At 68.6% G+C, this 18,646-nt stretch carries 18 protein-coding genes; 12 read left to right on the top strand and 6 right to left on the bottom strand.

What is annotated here, in order from left to right; all coding sequences use genetic code 11:
- Positions 1–3 precede the first annotated feature (3 nt).
- The 3 genes from ACILR9_RS00950 (at position 4) to ACILR9_RS00940 (ending at position 4,314) form a co-directional block, all read left to right on the top strand.
- Positions 4–2,265: a xanthine dehydrogenase family protein molybdopterin-binding subunit gene (locus ACILR9_RS00950; protein ID WP_395707995.1), complete on the top strand. Its 2,262-nt coding sequence runs from the start codon at positions 4–6 to the stop codon at positions 2,263–2,265.
- Positions 2,266–2,656: 391 nt separating this feature from the next.
- The gene (locus tag ACILR9_RS00945) at positions 2,657–3,817 is read left to right on the top strand and encodes an Acg family FMN-binding oxidoreductase (protein ID WP_395707994.1); all 1,161 of its coding nucleotides are present in this window, start codon (positions 2,657–2,659) and stop codon (positions 3,815–3,817) included.
- Positions 3,814–4,314: a MarR family winged helix-turn-helix transcriptional regulator gene (locus tag ACILR9_RS00940; protein WP_395707993.1), complete on the top strand. Its 501-nt coding sequence runs from the start codon at positions 3,814–3,816 to the stop codon at positions 4,312–4,314. The genes ACILR9_RS00945 and ACILR9_RS00940 overlap by 4 nt, the downstream gene beginning before the upstream one ends.
- A gap of 223 nt (positions 4,315–4,537) precedes the next feature.
- Here ACILR9_RS00940 and ACILR9_RS00935 read toward each other — a convergent pair whose 3' ends face one another.
- Complete coding sequence (locus tag ACILR9_RS00935) at positions 4,538–5,116, bottom strand: TetR/AcrR family transcriptional regulator (RefSeq protein WP_395707992.1); 579 nt, start codon at positions 5,114–5,116, stop codon at positions 4,538–4,540.
- Between the two features lie 153 nt (positions 5,117–5,269).
- Between ACILR9_RS00935 and ACILR9_RS00930 the strand changes: the two genes are divergently transcribed.
- On the top strand, positions 5,270–6,184 hold the full coding sequence (locus ACILR9_RS00930) for a sterol desaturase family protein (protein ID WP_395707991.1): 915 nt from the start codon (positions 5,270–5,272) through the stop codon (positions 6,182–6,184).
- A 189-nt stretch (positions 6,185–6,373) separates the two neighbouring features.
- On the opposite strand, the gene ACILR9_RS00925 is transcribed toward ACILR9_RS00930, so the two are convergent.
- Positions 6,374–6,583 (bottom strand): bacteriocin, encoded by a 210-nt coding sequence (locus ACILR9_RS00925; RefSeq protein WP_395707990.1) that lies wholly within the window; start codon positions 6,581–6,583, stop codon positions 6,374–6,376.
- Between the two features lie 122 nt (positions 6,584–6,705).
- Between ACILR9_RS00925 and ACILR9_RS00920 the strand changes: the two genes are divergently transcribed.
- Positions 6,706–6,963, top strand: a complete 258-nt coding sequence (locus ACILR9_RS00920; protein WP_395707989.1) for a hypothetical protein — start codon at positions 6,706–6,708, stop codon at positions 6,961–6,963.
- 67 nt (positions 6,964–7,030) lie between these two features.
- On the top strand, positions 7,031–7,732 hold the full coding sequence (locus tag ACILR9_RS00915) for a potassium channel family protein (RefSeq protein ID WP_395707988.1): 702 nt from the start codon (positions 7,031–7,033) through the stop codon (positions 7,730–7,732).
- An 18-nt stretch (positions 7,733–7,750) separates the two neighbouring features.
- Here the strand turns inward: ACILR9_RS00915 and ACILR9_RS00910 are convergent, their stop codons facing one another.
- Complete coding sequence (locus tag ACILR9_RS00910) at positions 7,751–8,608, bottom strand: branched-chain amino acid aminotransferase (protein ID WP_395708176.1); 858 nt, start codon at positions 8,606–8,608, stop codon at positions 7,751–7,753.
- Between the two features lie 40 nt (positions 8,609–8,648).
- On the opposite strand from ACILR9_RS00910, the gene ACILR9_RS00905 reads away from it, so the two are divergent.
- Both ACILR9_RS00905 and ACILR9_RS00900 read left to right on the top strand, forming a co-directional pair.
- Positions 8,649–9,536: an EamA family transporter gene (locus ACILR9_RS00905; RefSeq protein ID WP_395707987.1), complete on the top strand. Its 888-nt coding sequence runs from the start codon at positions 8,649–8,651 to the stop codon at positions 9,534–9,536.
- A gap of 41 nt (positions 9,537–9,577) precedes the next feature.
- A complete protein-coding gene (locus ACILR9_RS00900) occupies positions 9,578–10,426 on the top strand; it encodes a dienelactone hydrolase family protein (protein WP_395707986.1) in 849 nt (282 codons plus the stop codon).
- A 324-nt stretch (positions 10,427–10,750) separates the two neighbouring features.
- On the opposite strand, the gene ACILR9_RS00895 is transcribed toward ACILR9_RS00900, so the two are convergent.
- Genes ACILR9_RS00895 through fsa form a run of 3 tightly spaced genes read right to left on the bottom strand, consistent with a single transcriptional unit; the run spans position 10,751 to position 13,134 of the window.
- Positions 10,751–11,683 carry a tyrosine recombinase XerC gene (locus ACILR9_RS00895; protein ID WP_395707985.1) on the bottom strand — a complete coding sequence of 311 codons (933 nt, stop codon included), beginning with the start codon at positions 11,681–11,683 and terminating at the stop codon, positions 10,751–10,753.
- Between the two features lie 39 nt (positions 11,684–11,722).
- Positions 11,723–12,463: a DUF484 family protein gene (locus ACILR9_RS00890; protein WP_395707984.1), complete on the bottom strand. Its 741-nt coding sequence runs from the start codon at positions 12,461–12,463 to the stop codon at positions 11,723–11,725.
- A 14-nt stretch (positions 12,464–12,477) separates the two neighbouring features.
- Complete coding sequence (fsa, locus tag ACILR9_RS00885) at positions 12,478–13,134, bottom strand: fructose-6-phosphate aldolase (protein WP_395707983.1); 657 nt, start codon at positions 13,132–13,134, stop codon at positions 12,478–12,480.
- Between the two features lie 124 nt (positions 13,135–13,258).
- On the opposite strand from fsa, the gene ACILR9_RS00880 reads away from it, so the two are divergent.
- The 4 genes from ACILR9_RS00880 to ACILR9_RS00865 all read left to right on the top strand — a co-directional run bounded on the left by ACILR9_RS00880 (position 13,259) and on the right by ACILR9_RS00865 (position 18,625).
- A complete protein-coding gene (locus ACILR9_RS00880; protein ID WP_395707982.1) occupies positions 13,259–15,445 on the top strand; it encodes a primosomal protein N' in 2,187 nt (728 codons plus the stop codon).
- A gap of 185 nt (positions 15,446–15,630) precedes the next feature.
- Positions 15,631–16,194, top strand: coding sequence for a F0F1 ATP synthase subunit delta (locus ACILR9_RS00875; RefSeq protein WP_395707981.1), 564 nt, complete (start codon positions 15,631–15,633; stop codon positions 16,192–16,194).
- Positions 16,195–17,721, top strand: coding sequence for a F0F1 ATP synthase subunit alpha (atpA, locus tag ACILR9_RS00870; protein WP_395707980.1), 1,527 nt, complete (start codon positions 16,195–16,197; stop codon positions 17,719–17,721). It abuts the gene before it with no gap.
- Positions 17,722–17,737: 16 nt separating this feature from the next.
- Complete coding sequence (locus ACILR9_RS00865) at positions 17,738–18,625, top strand: F0F1 ATP synthase subunit gamma (protein WP_395707979.1); 888 nt, start codon at positions 17,738–17,740, stop codon at positions 18,623–18,625.
- Positions 18,626–18,646: the final 21 nt, after the last annotated feature.

Genomic DNA, 18,646 nt, shown 5'->3' with positions numbered 1-18,646 from the left:
CCGATGAGTGGCATCGGCACCGCGCTGCCGCGGCTCGAGGATGCCCGCCTGCTCACTGGGCAGGGCTGCTACAGCGACGATTTCCGGTTGCCGGACCAGGCCTGGGGCTGCGTCGTGCGCTCGCCGCGCGCCCATGCCCGCATCGTCGGCATCGATGCCGAGGCGGCGAAAGCGATGCCCGGCGTGCTGGTCGTGCTGACCGGCGCCGACCTCCTGGCGGACGGGCTGCAACCCATTCCGCACGCGCCGGTGGCGCAGAGCCCTCCCGACATCAAGCTCGCCAACGTCGACGGCACGCCGCTCGGCATCGTGCGGCCGCAAATCCTCGCCGTCGAGACCGTGCGCTTCGTCGGCGAGCCGGTGGCGTTCGTGGTTGCCGAGTCGCTCGGCGCCGCGCGCGACGCCGCCGAGGCGCTGCACGTCGCCTACGACGAGCTGCCGCCAATCGACGAGACGGCGGTCGATGCCCTGGTGGGCGACATCAGGGGGACCGAAGCGGGGTTCGCGCGGGCGCGCCACACGGTCAGGCTCGACACCGTCATCCCGCGCGTCACCGGCGTGCCGATGGAGCCACGCGCCGCGCTCGGCGAATACGATGGAGCGGCCGGTCGCTACACGCTGCGCGCCGGCGTGGGCGCGATCGTGCGGCCCAAGCGCGAGCTCGCCATCATCCTCGGCATCGAGCCTGAGAAGGTGCGCGTCATCGCCCGCGACATCGGCGGCAATTTCGGCACCCGCAACTATTTCTTCCCCGAGTTCGCCCTGGTGTGCTGGGCGGCGCGCCGGGTCGGGCGGCCGGTGAAATGGATCGGCGATCGGCACGAGGCCTTCCTCAGCGATTATGCCGGGCGCGACTTCCACATCATCTCGGAGCTGGCGCTCGATTCCGACGGCGGCTTCGTCGGCCTGCGCGCCGGCAGCTTCAGCAATCTCGGCGCCTACACGGCCTCGTTCGTGCCGCTGACCAAGGGCACGCAGCTGATGACCAGCCTCTATCGCCTGCCGGCGATGGCGCAGGCGTGCGGGAGGCTCAGCAACACGCAGTCGACCGCGCCCTACCGCAGCGCCGGACGGCCGGAGGTGATGTTCGTGATCGAGCGGCTGATAGACCTGGCGGCGCGCACGCACGGCTTCGACCGCATCGCGCTCCGGCGTCGCAACCTGGTGGCGGCGGCGCCCTACACCAATCCGTTCGGCATCACCTACGACACCGGCGACTATCTCGGCACTTTCGAGGCAGTTCTCGAGCTCGCCGACTGGCATGGGTTCGCGGCGCGCCGGGCCGGCAGCGCGGCGCGTGGCCTCTGCCGCGGCATCGGGCTCGGCGGCTATGTCGAATCGCAGAGCGGGGCGCCGGTCGAGCGCGCCGAGGTCACCGTGCTGGGCGAGGGCGGCGGCATCGTCGAGATCGTGATCGGCACCCTGTCGACCGGGCAGGGCCATGCCACCAGTTTCGCCCAGCTCGCCAGTGAATGGCTCGGCGTGCCGCCCGAGCGCGTCCGCCTGGTGACCGACGACAGCGACCGCGTGAGCGTCGGCAGCGGCTCGCATTCCGGGCGCTCGCTGCGGCACGCCGCGACCACCATCCGCCAGGCCTCGCTCGGCATCGTCGCCAAGGGCCGCAAGCTCGCCGCCGACGTGCTCGAGGCAGCCGAAGCCGACATCGTGTTCGAGGCCGGCCGCTTTGCCATCCAGGGGACCGATCGCGGCATCGGCCTGCTCGAGCTGGCGGCCGAGCGCGGGCCGATCGCCGACCAGGCCGAGGTCGACAGCAAGGTCGGCTCCTATCCCTATGGCTGGCACGTCTGCGAGGTCGAGGTCGACCAGGAGACCGGCGCGGTGCGGATCGTGCGCTACACCGCGATCGACGATGTCGGCCGCGCGGTCAATCCGCTGATCCTGCACGGCCAGACCCATGGCGGCATCGTGCAGGGCGCCGGCCAGGCGCTGATGGAGCGCTGCGTCTACGATCCGCGGGGCCAGCTCCTGTCGGCGACCTTCATGGATTACGCCATGCCGCGCGCCGACGATTTCCCGATGTTCGAGACGGCGCTCTCCGAGGTGCCGTCGACCAACCATCCGCTCGGCTTCCGTGGCGGGGGCGAAGGCGGCATCACCCCGGCGCTGGGCGTCATCATGAACGCCGTGGTCGATGCGCTCGCCGATCTCGGCGTCACCCACATCGACATGCCCGCCACGCCGGAGCGGGTCTGGCAGGCCATTCAGGATGCGGTGCGATCTGCAGCTGCTCCACAGAGACTGTGATTGTATTGAGAGGCAGCACACATCCCTTGTCATCCTGAGCATAGCGAAGGATCTCACCGCCAGAAGTTCCAAAGTACACTCGTGGTAGACGGCGACCAAGTCCTTCGCTGCGCTCAGAACGACAGAAATACGTCATGTATGGGCTCGGCGTGAGAGGACATCTGGGTTGTCTTCGAGGATGTCACTGCCAAGGACTGGTACGTCGGCAGCACGACCGTCGCCAATGACGCTGTAGACAGCGCCTGATTGGGCGGCTCCGCTCGGGATGACGGGATTTTTTGCCATGTGGGAATGCCCTGTGATCGGAGCGGAGAACGATCGAACGAAGGTCTTGCACAATTTAATTCCATGGAATATAGAAACATTCTACGGAATGATACGGAGATCGACCATGGCGATGTCACGCAAGACGTTTTTGCGGGTGCTGAGCGGCGGAGTCGTGGTCGGGGTGGGGGCGGCGAGCGCCGCGCCGCGGCTCGATGCCATGCCGGCCGAGGCGGTCGAGGGATGGCGCGGGCCGGCGGCGGGAGAGCGCGATCCGCGCCGCCGCGCGCTCGCCTGGGCGCTGCTGGCGCCCAACCCGCACAATCTCCAATCCTGGTCGGTCGATCTCGCCGAGCCGGACACGATCCGGCTGTTCGTCGACGGGGCGCGGCTCTTGCCGCAGACCGATCCGCTGTCGCGCCAGATCCTGATCGGGCATGGCTGCTTCCTGGAGATCCTGTCGATGGCCGCCGCCGCCGACGGCTGGCTCGCCGAGACGACGCTGTTCCCGGCCGGCGACTGGCGGCTCGATCGGCCGGTCGCGCTGATCCGCTTCGTCCGATCGGTCGGCCTCACGCCCGAGCCGCTGTTCGACGCGGTGCCGCGCCGCCGGACCGTGAAGCGCGCCTTCGACGATCGCCCGCTCGACCCGGCGCACCAGGAGGCCTTGCGCGCGAGCTTCGAGCCCAGCCTGGCCCGACTGTCGATCGTCGACGATCCCGCGCACGTCGCGCGCCTGCGTGCCGTAGCGGTGTCGGGCAGCGAGCTCGAGATGAACCTGCCGCGCACCCACAAGGAGAGCATCGACGTCGTGCGCATCGGCGCCGGCGCGATCGCCGCGCATCGCGACGGCATCTCGCTCACCGGGCCGGTGGTCTGGGCGCTGCGGCAGGCCGGCCTGATGACGGCGGAAAATGCCATGACGCCCGGCACGGTCGCGTGGAACGGCGGCCGCGACTACGTGCTGGCCGGCTATGCCAGTGCCCGCGCCTTCGGCTGGCTGGCGACGCCGGACAACGCGCGCCCGACCCAGGTCGCCGCCGGCCGAGCCTACGTTCGCCTGCAGCTTGCCGCGACGCGCCTAGGCGTCGCCCTGCAGCCGCACAGCCAGACCCTGCAGGAATATCCCGAGATGGCCGAGCTGCAGGCGATGATGAAGCGCGAGACCGGAACGGCCCAAACTGGCACGACACCTGGCGAGACGCTGCAGATGTTCTTCCGCCTGGGCTATGCTGGCGATCCCGGCCCGTCGCCACGACGGCCGATCGACAGCTTCGTGAGAGCGTGACCGATCCTGAGAAAGATGGGCCAGCCCCGCCGCTTGCCTTCCGCATCGTCAACTGGATCGGCATCCTCGATCAGCTGACATCGACCGAGGCCAACCGCCTGCTGAAGCCGCTCGGCCTCGGCCTGCCGCAGTTCGTGCTGCTCAATCATTTCAGCCATCGGCCCGAGGAGGCGCGCACGGTGACCGACATCGCGCGCGCCCTGCAGCAGCCGCAACCCGGCGTCACCAAGACCGTGCAGAAGCTGGTCGACAAGGGCTGGCTGGGCGAACGCGTCCACGGCCGCGACGGCCGCTCGAAGCTGCTGGTGTTGACGGCCTCGGGCAAGGCCCGGCATCGCGCGGCGATCGCCGTTCTGATGCCGAGCCTGTCGCGCGCCTTCGCCGACTGGTCGGCGCGCGACCAGCAGACCCTGTTCACGCTGCTCGATCGCCTGAAGGTATGGTTCGATCGCGATCGCGATCCGACGGACGATTCTCGGGACCGGCGAGCGAGGTGAAGAGCCGCGCCAGCGCCGCCGCCGTCTCAGCCGCCCGAGCGCCGTCTGATCCTGGGTCAGGATCTCCCCGACCGCGCCTTCGACGGCAGCGAGGGCGACGGCAAGTTGTGCCGGCGCGGGGGCGACCCCGACTGCGGCCGCGAGCTTGGCCTGCAGGGCGGGAACGAAAGCTCGCGCTTCGGCCGGTCGGCGCTGCTGCCGCTGTTCGCGTCGGTCATGCCGCTCACAAGGGACGTCCGGCGGCCCGTGCAATCGACTCGATATAGGACATGACGAGCCGCACCAGCTCGTCCTCGAAGCGGCGGCTCTGCAGGAACGGCTGCTCTTCCATCACCGCGGCGCGAATGGCGCCCAGCAGCGCGCGCGACAGCACGAACACCTGCTCGCGCTCGAGCGCTGGCAATCGCTCGGCATCCTGGCCGATCGCCGTGCCGATGTTGGCGATGAAGTTGTTGATCGGCGCCACCATCTCGATGCCGAGGCCCTGAGCCAGGATCGCTTGCACCACCGCCTTGCGCGCGCGCGAGCGGCCGCGGAAGGCGTGCACCATCGCCCGCACCATGGCGCGCACGCGGCTCTCGGGCGTGGGATCGTCGACGCCGGACAGGGCGCGGCCGACCTCGACCAGGGCGGTGCCCATCTCCTGGCGGGCGAGCGCCATCAACAGCGCGTTCTTGTCGACGAAGTACTGGTAGAGCGTGCCGATGCTGACCCCGGCGCGCTCGGCCACCGCATTGGTGGTGAAGGCGGCGAGCCCGCCGGCCTCCAGAATCTGAGCCGCCGCCTCGAGAATCGTCGTCACGGTTTCCGCTGCGCGCGCCTGGCGTGGGATTCGGCGTTTTATTTCAGGGACTTGGCGCTTGCTTGCCATGGCGATCCTGCAGCCTGGAAGGCGAGTAAGAGAATATGAGCATCACTCATATATTGGCGGGAGCCAACCACCGAAAGGCCTGCCGTGGAAGATCTCGCCATCCTCTACCTGACCCTGCTGCCCCTGGTGCTCGCCGCAGCCGTGATCGAGGGCGTCTGGCTCGCGCGCAAACGGGCCGAGCCCTACGACTGGAAATCGTCGGCCTGCTCGCTGGCCGACCTCGCCGGCCGCCGCATGCTGGGCTTCATCCCCTATGCCCTGGCCGCACCCTGGCTCGACTGGGCCTGGCAGCACCGCCTTTTCACCCAGTCGCTCGACGATGTCTGGTCGGTGCTGCTGCTCTTCCTCGGGCTGGAGTTCTTCTACTACTGGTATCATCGCGCCGGCCATACCGTGCGCTGGTTCTGGTCGGCGCACTCGGTGCACCATTCGCCCAACCAGCTGAACCTGTCGGCCGCCTATCGCCTGGGCTGGTTCGGCCGCTTCACCGGCACGTCGCTGTTCTTCACGCCGCTCGTGTTGCTGGGCTTCACGCCGACCGAGGTGCTGACGGCGTTGTTCCTCAACCTGCTCTACCAGTTCTGGCTGCATGCCGACTGGATCCCCAGGCTGGGTTGGCTCGAATACGTGCTCAACACGCCGTCGAGCCATCGCGTGCATCACGCCCGCAATCCCGAGTATCTCGACGCCAATTTCGGCGGTGTGCTGATCGTGCTCGACCGCCTGTTCGGCACCTACGTCGCGGAGCGCAAGGAAGTCCCGTGCGATTTCGGTCTCGTCGCGCCCGAAGTCTCCTCGCGCAACCCTGTCGCCCTCAACGTCCTGCCATGGGTCGGCCTGGTCAAGGACCTGCGCTCGGCGCGTTCTTTCCGTGAAAGGTGGATGTACTTGTTCGGCCCGCCGGGCTGGCGGCCGGACGGGGCGGGACTCACGAGCGCCGAGCTGCGCCGCCGGGCGGGGATTGGAGCGGCACCCGAGGGGGAGCCGGTGGCGGCGTAGCTCCCTCATCCTCCCTGCGCGAAGCGCGGGGAGGTGCCCCGCAGGGGGCGGAGGGGTCAAGAGCCTCAGTCGAGGCGTCCGTTCATTTCAAGCGGTACTTGTGTTGCCCATGACCCCTCCGCCCCCTATGCGGGGGCACCTTCCCCGTATGACAGGGGAGGAATATAAAAAAGGGGTTCGCGATATTCCCTAATACCGTGGCGCCGTGGCGGCGCCGAGGCCGGCACCGACGGCGCCGCCGACCAGGGCGCCCGGCAGCAGGCCGATCGGGGTCAGGGCACCGATCAGGGCGCCCGAACCGGCGCCGATGCCGCCGCCGGTGACGGCGCGCTGGCCCCAGGTGTCGCCGCAAGCGGTTGCGCCGAACAGGATCAGGGCGAGTGCGAAATACTTGGCCATGGTGAGGGGGTCCCCGTCAGTTGCTTGCCTCTAAGATACGAAGCAAAGGCGTGCGACAATGGTGACCAAGTTGTGACCCGAGGGGTTGCTTCTGCGCTGGCGGAACGGGACACTCGGCCGGCATGAGCAACGACATCGAAATCTGGCTGCTGTTCGCCCCCTTCTGGATCCTCGGGCTCGGCGCCGCCATCGGCGCGATCTGGCATCTCGTTCATTTCAAGATCAACCACGGCCGGGCCCAGGCGGCTGGCCATGCCCATCTGGTGGACGCCAGCCGCCACCATCTGCGGCGCGGCCTGATCGCGGTCGGCGCCTTCGTCGTGCTGGTCCTGATCGGGCTCGGCGTCGCCGCGGCGATGGGCGTCCTGTTCGGCCGTTGATCGCGGACCTGCCGACCGTGCCGAACCGCTTCGAGAACCCGGAAGGCATCACCGTGGAATTTGCTGAATGGACGTAGCGTCCCGGCTGCCGCGGCGGCTGCTGCGCCGCATCGCCTATGTACGGCGAAACCGGTGCAGCGCCCTGTTGACCATACTCTGCCTGATCATCCTGTCGTCCCCCCTGCTCAGCGGTACCCCGCTCGCCGGCGGGTTCGTCGGCCTCGGCACGATGGCCATCCTGCTTCTTGCCGTGTGGGCGCTGCGCGTGCGGCGGGTGATGCTGTGGATTGTCGCCGTGCTGGCGCTGTTCGCGGGCCAGGCGATCGCCATCGACCAGATGGGGGAGCATTGGCTGCGGCCGGTCGTTTTCACCTCGATTGCGATCTTCATGGCGGTCGTCACCGTTGCCCTGCTGCACTATGTGCTCGACTGGCATCCGATCACGGCCGACAAGGTGTTCGGGGCGGTCTCGGCCTATGTGCTGATTGCCTTCACCTTCGCCAGCGTGTTCAGCCTGGTCGAGCTGTTCGACCCGAAGGCGTTTGCCTACACGATCGAGAAAGGACCTACCGGACACCTGCGCTGGTCCGACATGATGTACTTCTCGTTCACCGTTCTCACCTCGACCGGGTTCGGCGAGATTACGCCGGCCACCGGGCTCACGCGCAGCCTGATCGTGCTCGAGCAGGTGCTGGGCGTGATGTATGTCGCCTTCCTGGTCGCGCGCCTGGCCAACCTTTACAACGGCTCCGGCATGGGCAGGAAGTGAAGAGCGGCAGGAGCCCGATCAGATCACGCGCTGGGTGCGCGAATAGGCCATGTAGAGGTCGTGCGCCTGGCGGGCGATCGGGCCGGGCTGCAGGTCGCGGCTCTCGTAGCGGCTGACCGGCTGGACCTTGCCGGCGTTGCCTGTGGTGAAGATCTCGTCGGCGTCGTCAAGCTCCGACGTGGTCACGGTGCGCTCCTCGACGGTGATGCCGGCGTTGCGCAGGAGCTTCACCGTGCGGTAGCGCGTGATGCCGGCCAGGAAGGTGCCGTTGGGTACCGGCGTGGCGACCACGCCGTCGCGGGCGATGAAGATGTTGGAGCTGCAGGTCTCGGCGACGTTGCCCGCCGCATCGAGCACGACGCCGTTCTGGAAGCCGCGCTTCATCATCTCGGCGACGCCGCGCGAGGAGTTGGGATAGAGGCAGCTCGCCTTGGCGGCGGTCGGCGCGCTCTCCGGCGTTGGCCGGCGGATCGAGCGGCACAGGCCGAGCGTCAGCGGCGTGCCGGCGCGCATCGGCGAGTGATAGACGCAGAGCAGGAACTGGGTCGAGTCGGGGTCGACCGAGATCGGACCGGCGCCGCCCTTGCCGGCCCAGAACATCGGGCGGACATAGAGCTCGGCCTTGGGGCCGAAGCGACGGACGGCTTCGTGCATCAGCGCGAGGATCTCCTCCGCGGTCTTGCTGGGCTCGAGGCCGAGGGCGCGCGCCGAGCGCACCACGCGTTCCGCATGGAGGTCGAGATCGGGGCCGCAGCCCTCGAAGGCGCGGCCGCCGTCGAATACGATCGAGCCCAGCCAGAAGGCGTGATCGCGCGGGCCCAGGATCGCCGGGTTGCCCTCGTGCCACGTGCCGTTCCAGTAGGTGAGCGTGTCCATAGTTCCTCTCCGCCACGAAAGCCGGCGGACATAGCAGACGGTGAGCGGCGCGGCCATCCCGACCTCCAGCCTGGCGCCCCTGCTGGCGCTGGGTGCGGCATTCTGTTTCGCCCTGGCGCTGATCGTGACCCAGTACGGGCTGCGCACCGTGCCGTCGTGGCGTTCGCCGCTCTACACGATCGGCGGCTCCACGGTGATGGCCTGGCCGCCGGCGCTGCTCTTCGTCGACTGGCGCGGCTTCGACTGGCGGGCCGGGGCGATCTTCGCCGGCGTCGGCTGCATCTTTCCGGTGGTCGTCTCGATCCTGTCGGTGCGCGCCAACGAGCGGCTGGGGCCGGCCATCGCCGGCGCCGCGGGCAACGTTACGCCGCTGTTCGCCGTGCTGGGCGCGGTGCTGTTTCTCGGCGAACGCATCGGACCGGGGCAGGCGCTCGCCCTGGTGCTGGTGGTGGGCGGCGTGGCGCTGATGGCGCTGCGCGGCGGAACCGGGCGGCGGCAATGGTCGGTCTGGGTGCTCGGTCTGCCGCTCGCCGCCGCCCTGGTGCGCGGCGCGATCCAGCCGGCGATCAAGACCGGCCTTGCCCTGTGGCCCGAGCCGCTGGCTGCGGCGGCGATCGGCTACTCGTTCTCCACCCTGGTGATCGTGTCGCTGGTCGGCCGCCGCTCGCTCAGCGCCGGTCCGCCCGATCGCCGCGGGCTGTTGTGGTTCCTCGCCGTGGGGGCGAGCAACGGCACCGCGACCTTCTTGCTCTACGCCGCGCTCGGCCTCGGCTCGATCACCGTGGTGGCGCCCCTGGTCGCGGTGTTCCCGCTGATTGCCGTGGCGCTTTCCTACCTGCTGCTGCGCGAGGAGCGCCTGCATATCGTCGGCCTGTTCGGCGTGCTGACCAGCGTGGCGGGCGTCATCCTGTTGTTGCTGTTGCAATAGGTAGGGCCGGTGTGTTGCATGACGGCATGTTGAAGCGCGTCGTGAGTCTGCTTCTCGTGCTCGCCGCCGTGCCGGCGGCGGCGCAGCAGAATGTCCGCGTGCCGGTGACCCAGAACGGTCGCACGCTCCAGCTCGCCGCCCAACTCTTCCGTCCGGCCCATGCGGCCGGCGCCGTCCCCGCGGTGGCGATCTTCCATGGCTGTGGCGGGCCGGGGCAAAACACGGCGCGCATGGCAGGGCTGCTGGCATCCTGGGGCTACGCCGCGCTGGTCGTCGACAGCTTTTCCGCCCGCGGCCTCAAGGACGTGTGCGGCCGCAACTGGCCGACGCAGGCCGATGCCGAGGCGCGGGCGCACGACATCGACGCGGCCCTGGCCTGGCTCGGCCAGCAGAGCAACGTCGATCCCAAGCGGCTCGCCTTCATGGGCTATTCCTACGGCGGTGGCGTCGCGCTGCTGCGCGCCCTGTCGGCGCAAGCCGACGACTCCAAATCATCGGCGCGTGCGGACGCGCCTGCTTCGCCGGCGCGCGCCGCCATCCTTGTCTATCCCGATTGCGCGCTGGCCGATGCGCTGGGGCCGCGCCTCGTCGTGCGCCAGCCGACTCTGTTCGCCCTGGCGGCGCTCGACGACTGGACGCCGATATCACAGTGCAAGGCGGTGATGGATCGCATCGCGCAGGGCCGCGACCTGGTCGAGACGCGGACCTACGAGGGTGCGCATCACAGCTTCGACGCGCTCGGCCTGCCGGTGCGCTATCTCGACGGCGTCGGCAACCGCAGCAAGCCGGGCGGCTGCTGCGGCGCGCACTACGGCGCCAACGAGGCAGCCTGGAAGGCCTTCGTCGGCGACGTGAAGGCGTTCCTCGCCAAGGTGTTGGCGCGGCCATGAGCGGCCCGCTCTGGCATTGCCATGTCGCGATGTCTCTCGACGGCATGATCGGCCGCGCCGACGGCTCGTTCGACTGGCTGATGCCGTATCCGTCGCAGGATTTCGACATCGACGCCTTTCATGCCAGCATCGATGCCGTGGTGATGGGCCGCGCGACCTTCGAGATCGAGCGCGCCATGGCGCCGTGGCCGCACGCCGGCAAGCGCGTGTTCGTGGTCACCAGTCCTCTTGTCGATCACACATCCCATGAGCGCCACGGAGTGGCGCGCTCCCGGCACATGAGCTTGAGCGAGCGAGACGCTCGCGGCCCGGAAGAAACGAGTCTCACCCCTTCGCGCGCGGATGGGCGGCGCGGTAGACGGCGGCGAGGCGGGCGGAGTCGACATCGGTGTAGCGTTGCGTCGTCGACAGTGAGGCGTGGCCCAGAAGCTCCTGGATGGTGCGCAGGTCGCCGCCGGCGCCCAGGAGGTGGGTGGCGAAGGAATGGCGCAGCGCGTGCGGCGTCACGCTGTCGGGCAGGCCCAGGCTGTTGCGGATGTCGCGCACGCGCTTCTGCACGATGGCGGGATCGAGCGCGCCGCCACGGGCACCGAGGAAGAACGCATCGCGCGGAGCGAGCGCGGCCATGAACGGGCAGGCGTCGCGATAGGTCCGCAGCGCCTCGAGGGCCTGCGGCAAGAGCGGCACCAGGCGCGTCTTGTTGCCTTTGCCGGTGACGGTGAGCGTGTCGCGGCCGGCGCGCAGCAGCTCCTCGACTGTGGCCTTGGTGAGGCCGAGCGCCTCGCCGATGCGCAGGCCGGCGCCGTAGAGCAGCAGCAGGACGGCGTTGTCGCGCAGATCGATCCAGGCGGCGCGTTCCTGCTCGGGTGCGGAGTCGAGCATCTCCTCCATGTCGCCTTCGGAGAGCGCCTTGGGCACCGAGCGCGGCAGCTTGGGCGTCTGGATCGCGCCGATGCTGGCATTGTGGGCGAATCCACGCTTGTCGAGGAAGCGGAAGAAGGAGCGCACCGAGGAGAACGCGCGCGACGTCGAGGTCCGCGCCATGCCCTCGCGCGCCCGTTCGGCCAGCCAGGCGCGGAACTCGGCCGGTTTCAGCGTTGCGAGCGAATCGAGCGTCGGCGGCGCGCCGAGATAGGTCGTCATGAAGCCCAGGAACGAGGCCACGTCGTGTTCGTAGGCGACCAGGGTATGGCTGGCCAGCCGGCGCTCGCTCTTCAGCCAGTCGCGCCAGGCCTCGCGCGCGGCGTCGAGGCTCATGCGGGGATCACTCCAGAGGGGTAACGCCTACGATTGGTGTCACTCCGGCAGGTCGAGCCAGGCGCGGATGGTGTTCTCCAGCACTTTGGCCAGGAAGAACAGGAGTTCGGTTGCCTGCTCCGGGCCGAAGGCCATGGGGTCGCGCGAGCCGAAGCACATGACGCCGTCGGGCGAGCCGCTCGACACGCGCAGGCGCATCAGCACGTCCGACTTCACGAAGCGGGAGATGTCGCCGAAGAAGGCCTCCTCGCCGACGATCTCGGAGCGCAGCCGCGCCTGCTTGTCGGGGCCGATGGCGGCGTCGATGGCGCCCGGCGCCAGCACGTAGACGCCGCGCACCGGCACGCGTTTGGGTGCGTCGGCATTTGCCTCGATGGCCAGCGTGATGAAATCGACGTCGAGCAGCTCGGGCAGCTCGTGGGTGACGACATGAATCATCTTCTCGAACGTCGTCGCCTGGATGATGCTGATCACCGCCGCCTGGATGCGGCTCTGCACGATCTGGTTCTGCTGCGAGTTGGCGATGATCTCGCTGCGCTCGCTCTTCAGCTTCTCGATTTCGTTGCGCAGGCGCTTCAGGATCGCCTGCTGCATGTCGATGACGCCCGGCCCCTGCACGCGCGGCACCATGCTCATCATCTCGACGAGTTCGGGATGACCCTCGAAGAAGGTCGGATGGGCCTTCAGGTAGGCGACCACATCGTCTGCCGTGATCACCTTGACCTGGCGGCCCGAGCCGTCAGGCGCCGTGACCGTACCGCCACCCGGTTGGCTGTCCATCGGCGCCTCTCCTGTCAGAGAATCGACTGGCCGGTCTTGGCCCAGTCGTCGAGGAAGGCCTTCAGGCCGTTGTCCGTGAGGGCATGCTTGAACAGCTGGCGCAGCACGTTGGGCGGCAGGGTCGCGACGTGCGCGCCGAGCTTGGCGGCCTGGATGACATGCTGCGAATGGCGCACCGAGGCGACCAGCACCTCGGTCCCGAAATGGGGATACTGGCGGTAGATCGTCATGATCTCGCCGATCAGATGCATGCCGTCCTGGCCGATATCATCGAGCCGGCCGACGAACGGCGAGATGAAGGTGGCGCCGGCCTTGGCGGCGAGCAGCGCCTGCGCCGCCGAGAAGCACAGCGTGACGTTCACCATGGTGCCTTCCGAGCTCAGCATCTTGCAGGTCTTGAGGCCGTCCGGCGTTAGCGGCACCTTGACCGCAACATTGCGGGCGAGCTTGGCGAGCTTGCGGCCCTCCTCGAGCATCGTCTTGTGGTCGGTCGCCACGGTCTCGGCGCTGACCGGGCCGGGGACGATGCCGCAGATCTCCTTGATCACGTCAAGCATCGGCCGTCCCGCCTTCATGATCAGGGACGGGTTGGTGGTCACGCCATCGAGCAGTCCGGACGCGGCCAAGTCCTTGATCTCGGCGACATCGGCGGTATCGACGAAGAACTTCATATAAACTGTTCCAATGGCCAGTGGTTCGGGCTCGGCGTCTGCCACAATTTCTAGCGATTCTGCGTCGGAGCCACAAGACGACGCGGTCGCGCCAGCGGTGGTCGGGCCGGTGGAAAACGCCGCGGTGAGAACGCTGCGCGTGCTGCTGCCGTTGCCGCTGGCCGATGCCTACGACTACAGCGTGCCCGAAGGCCAGGCATTCGAGCCGGGCGCGTTCGTGGTCGTACCACTCGGCAAGCGCGAGATTGTCGGCGTTGTGTGGGGCGAAGGCACGGGCGACGTGGCGACGCACAAGCTGCGCGACATCACGGGCCAGCTGCCGGCGCTGCCGATGGCCGAGGCCATGCGGCGCTTCGTCGACTGGGTCGCCGCCTACACCCTGGCGCCGCCCGGTGCCGTGCTGCGCATGGCGATGAGCGTGCCGTCGGCGCTCCTCGCGCCGCGCACCGAGATCGTCTATCGGGTTGCTGCCAATGATCGCGCCGCGTCGGCGGGCGATGACACCGCGCTCAAGATCACCAATGCGCGTCGTCGCGTGCTGGAGCAGCTGAAGGAGGGACCGGCGCTGCCGCTCGCCGAGCTGGCCCAGCTCGCGGGAGTCGGTACGTCGGTGGTCAAGACCATGGCGTCGATCGGCCTGATCGACGGCGTCGAGCGCGTCATGCGTAGGAACTTCCCGCAGCCTGACGGGCGGCGCGAGGGACCGGCCCTGTCGGCCGAGCAGGCGGTCGCCGCGCAAGGGCTGGTCGACAAGGTCCTGGCGCATGGCTTCTCCGCCACGCTGCTTGACGGCGTGCCGGGCGCCGGCAAGACCGAGGTCTATTTCGAGGCGATCGCGGCGGCGCTCGCCGCGGGCCGCCAGGTGCTGGTGCTGCTGCCCGAGATCGCGCTCACCGCGCAATGGCTGAAGCGCTTCGAGGATCGCTTCGGCGCACCGCCGGCGGCCTGGCATTCGGGACTGACCTCGCTCGAACGGCGCGAAACGTGGCGCGCCATTGCCGAGGGCCGTGTCGGAGTCGTGGTCGGCGCGCGCTCGGCGCTGTTCCTGCCGTTCGCCAACCTCGGCCTGATCGTGGTCGACGAGGAGCACGACAGCTCGTTCAAGCAGGAGGACGGCGTCACCTACAATGCGCGCGACATGGCGGTGGTGCGCGCCCGCCTGGTGTCGGCGCCGGTCGTGCTCGCCTCGGCGACGCCGTCGCTCGAAAGCGTGGTCAACGTCTCGTCCGGCCGCTACGGCGCGGTGCATCTGCCGGCACGGCACGGCGGGCGTGACCTCGCGACCTTGCGCGCCGTCGATCTCAGGCGCGAGCAGCCGGCGCGCGGGCGCTGGCTGTCGCCACCGGTCGTCGAGGCGATGAAGCAGACCCTGGCGGCCGGCGAGCAGACTCTTCTGTTCCTCAATCGCCGCGGCTACGCCCCGCTCACCCTGTGCCGCGCCTGCGGCCACGGCATCGAGTGCCCGCAATGCTCGGCCTGGCTGGTCGAGCATCGCTTCCGCCGCTCCCTGATTTGTCATCATTGCGGCTACGCCGAGCCGCCGGAGCAGGCCTGCAAGTATTGCGGCGCGGTCGACCAGCTCGTCGCCTGCGGCCCCGGCGTCGAGCGGCTCGCCGAGGAGGCCATGGCGCTGTTCCCGGAAGCCCGCCTGGAACTCTTCACCTCGGACAGCCTGATGAACCGCGACGAGGCGACGGCTGCTGTCGAGCGCATGATCGCAGGCGAGATCGACATCCTGATCGGCACCCAGATGGCGGCCAAGGGACACCATTTCCCCAACCTCACCCTGGTCGCTGTGGTCGATGCCGATCTCGGCCTGAACGGCGGCGACCTGCGCGCCGCCGAACGCACCTTCCAGCTCCTGTACCAGGTCGCCGGCAGGGCCGGACGCCAGGACCGGCCCGGCCGGGCGCTGGTCCAGACCCACATGCCCGAGCACACGGTGATGCAGGCCCTGGTGTCGGGCGATCGCCAGCGCTTCATCGCCGCCGAGCTGGCCGACCGGCGCGCCGCCGGCATGCCGCCGTTCGGCCGACTGGCGGCGCTGGTCATCTCCGGCCCCGAGCCGGCTGCTGTGGATAATGTCTGTGCGGCGTTGGCGCGGCGGGCGCCGCAGGGCGACGGCATTACGACCCTCGGGCCCGCGACGGCACCGCTGGCGCTGTTGCGCGGCCGCCATCGCCGCCGCTTCCTGCTCAAGACGCGCCGCGATATCGCACTGCAACCGCTCTTGCGCGCCTGGCTGGAGCGGATCGGGCTGCCTGGTTCAGTGCGGCTGCAGATCGACGTCGATCCGTATTCCTTCCTGTGACATAACGCGCTGAAAAACCGCGGTAATATCGAGCTTTCACAATCTTGCGCCAGGGCAGACCGCATGCTAGCAACGCGCGCTTTTCCGGGGTGGGGCGACGGGCCACTCAGCACGTTCTCCTGGGAAAGTCCTGCCGGACCAGTACGTTGCCGGCTGGACAAAACGGCAATGGAGAGGCTTTCACAGTGACTTCCGCCACCTCCGCCACGTCCGTCGTGGCTGGTCGCTATGCCAGTGCGCTGTTCGAGCTGGCGGACAATGCCAGGTCACTCGATCAGGTCGCCCAGGACCTCACCACCTTTCGCACCATGGCCCGGGAAAGCCATGAGCTCGCCCGCCTGCTGGCGAGCCCGGTGATCGGCCGCGACGCCCAAGGCAAGGCCCTGCTCGCCGTGCTCGACGCTGCCGGCATCACCGGCCTGACGCGCAATTTCATCGGCACCGTTGCCGCCAACGGGCGGGCGCGCGACCTGGTCGCCATGGCTTCGGCTTTCCTGGCCGAGCTGGCGAGCCGGCGCGGCGAGACCACCGCCACCGTCACGTCGGCCGTGCCGTTGACGCCTGGCCAGCTCCAGCAGCTCAGCGATTCGCTGCGCGGCGTGCTGGGCGGCGCCAAGGTTTCCATCGATGCGCGGGTCGAGCCCGATATCCTGGGCGGCCTCGTTGTCAAGGTCGGCTCGCGCCTGTTTGATTCGTCCATCCGCAGCAAGCTGCAGCGCTTGCAGCTTGCCATGAAGGGGGTTGCCTAAATGGATATCCGTGCCGCCGAAATCTCGGCCATTCTCAAGCAGCAGATCGCCAATTTCGGCACCGAGGCCGAGGTCGCCGAAGTCGGCCAGGTCTTGTCCGTCGGTGACGGTATCGCCCGCGTCTACGGTCTCGACAGCGTCAAGGCTGGCGAGATGGTCGAGTTCCCCGGCGGCATCAAGGGCATGGCGCTCAACCTCGAGAGCGACAATGTCGGCGTCGTGATCTTCGGCGAGGATCGCACGATCCGTGAAGGCGACACCGTCAAGCGCACCGGCGCCATCGTCGACGTGCCGGTCGGCAAGGGCCTGCTCGGCCGCGTGGTCGACGGTCTCGGCAATCCGATCGACGGCAAGGGCCCGATCCAGAGCACCGAGCGCCGCCTCGTCGAGGTCAAGGCGCCGGGCATCATCCCGCGCAAGTCGGTGAATGAGCCGATGCAGACCGGCCTCAAGGCGATCGACAGCCTGGTGCCGATCGGACGCGGCCAGCGCGAGCTGATCATCGGCGATCGCCAGACCGGCAAGACCGCCGTCGCGATCGACACCTTCCTCAACCAGAAGCCGATCAACAAGGGCACCGACGAGAGCCGCAAGCTCTACTGCGTCTACGTCGCCGTCGGCCAGAAGCGCTCGACGGTCGCCCAGATCGTCAAGACGCTCGAGGACAACGGCGCGATGGAATACTCCATCGTCGTCGCCGCTACCGCCTCCGACCCGGCGCCGATGCAGTTCCTGGCGCCGTACACCGGCTGCGCCATGGGCGAGTTCTTCCGCGACAACGGCATGCATGCCGTGATCGTGTACGACGATCTCTCCAAGCAGGCCGTCGCCTATCGCCAGATGTCGCTGCTGCTGCGCCGCCCGCCGGGCCGCGAAGCCTATCCCGGCGACGTGTTCTATCTCCACTCGCGGTTGCTCGAGCGCGCCGCCAAGCTCAACGAGAAGAACGGCTCGGGCTCGCTGACGGCGCTGCCGGTCATCGAGACCCAGGCCGGCGACGTGTCGGCCTACATCCCGACCAACGTCATCTCGATCACCGACGGCCAGATCTTCCTCGAGACCGAGCTGTTCTACCAGGGCATCCGTCCGGCGATCAACGTCGGCCTGTCGGTCAGCCGCGTCGGCTCGGCCGCGCAGATCAAGGCGATGAAGCAGGTCGCCGGCACCATCAAGCTCGAGCTGGCGCAGTATCGCGAGATGGCGGCGTTCGCGCAGTTCGCCTCCGACCTCGACGCCTCGACCCAGCGCCTGCTGGCGCGCGGCCAGCGCCTCACCGAGCTTCTGAAGCAGGGTCAGTTCAGCCCGATGCCGGTCGAGGAGCAGGTCGCCTCGATCTATGCCGGCACCCGTGGCTTCCTCGATACCCTGCCGGTGTCGAGCGTCGGCGAGTTCGAGCGCCAGTCGCTCGATGCGCTGCGCGCCGAAGGCTCGATGCTGGCGTCGATCCGCGACAAGCGCGAGATCGTCAAGGAGACCGACGACAAGCTGAAAGCGTTCTTCGCCGACTTCGTCAAGAAGTTCGCCTGAGCCTTCGCAGGTCGAGATGCCCAGCCTCAAAACCTTCCGCCTCAGGATCCGAAGCGTCCAGTCGACGCAGAAGATCACCAAGGCCATGAAGATGGTCGCCGCGGCCAAGCTGCGGCGCGCCCAGGAGCAGGCCATGGCGGCGCGGCCCTATGCCGAAGCCATGGACAGCCTGATGGCCTCGCTCGGCGCCAGCTTCAAGGGCGGCACCGGCCCGCGCCTGCTGGCCGGCACCGGGTCCGACAAGGTCCATCTGGTGATCGTCGCCACCGGCGACCGCGGCCTGTGCGGTGCCTTCAACAGCTCGATCGTGCGCGAGGCGCGGCGGGTCATCCGCGCGCTGCTGGCCGAGGGCAAGACGGTCAAGGTGCTGGCGGTCGGCCGCAAGGGCCGCGACCAGCTGCGCCGCGACTTCGCCGGCCACATCGTCGAGACTATCACCGATCTCGGCCGGCCGCGGCTGTCCTATGGCGACGCCCAGAAGGTCGCCAACCGCGTCATGGAGATGTTCGAGGCGGGCGAGTTCGACGTCGCCACGGTGATCTTCAACCGCTTCAAGTCGGCGATGACCCAGATCGTCACCCGCCAGCAGCTCATCCCGCCGCCGGCGCCCGAGGGGGCGGCGAACGCGGCGCCGGCGACCGCCGGCGGCGCGGTCTACGAGTTCGAGCCTGACGAGGGCGAGATCCTGACCGACCTGCTGCCGCGCAACCTCACCGTCCAGATCTTCCGTGTCCTGCTGGAGAATGCGGCGAGCTTCTACGGCTCGCAGATGACGGCGATGGACAATGCGGCGCGCAACGCCGGCGACGTGATCAGGAAGCTGACCTTGCAGATGAACCGCTCGCGCCAGGCGACGATCACCAAGGAACTCATCGAGATCATCTCCGGCGCCGAGGCCCTCTAGGCCGGCCGCCACGCAATCGAA

This window comes from Reyranella sp., assembly GCF_044224635.1.
In the GTDB taxonomy this organism is placed as follows: Bacteria; Pseudomonadota; Alphaproteobacteria; order Reyranellales; family Reyranellaceae; genus Reyranella.
The sequence above is the reverse complement of the archived record's forward strand: the minus strand, read 5'-3'. Positions and strand labels throughout refer to the sequence as shown.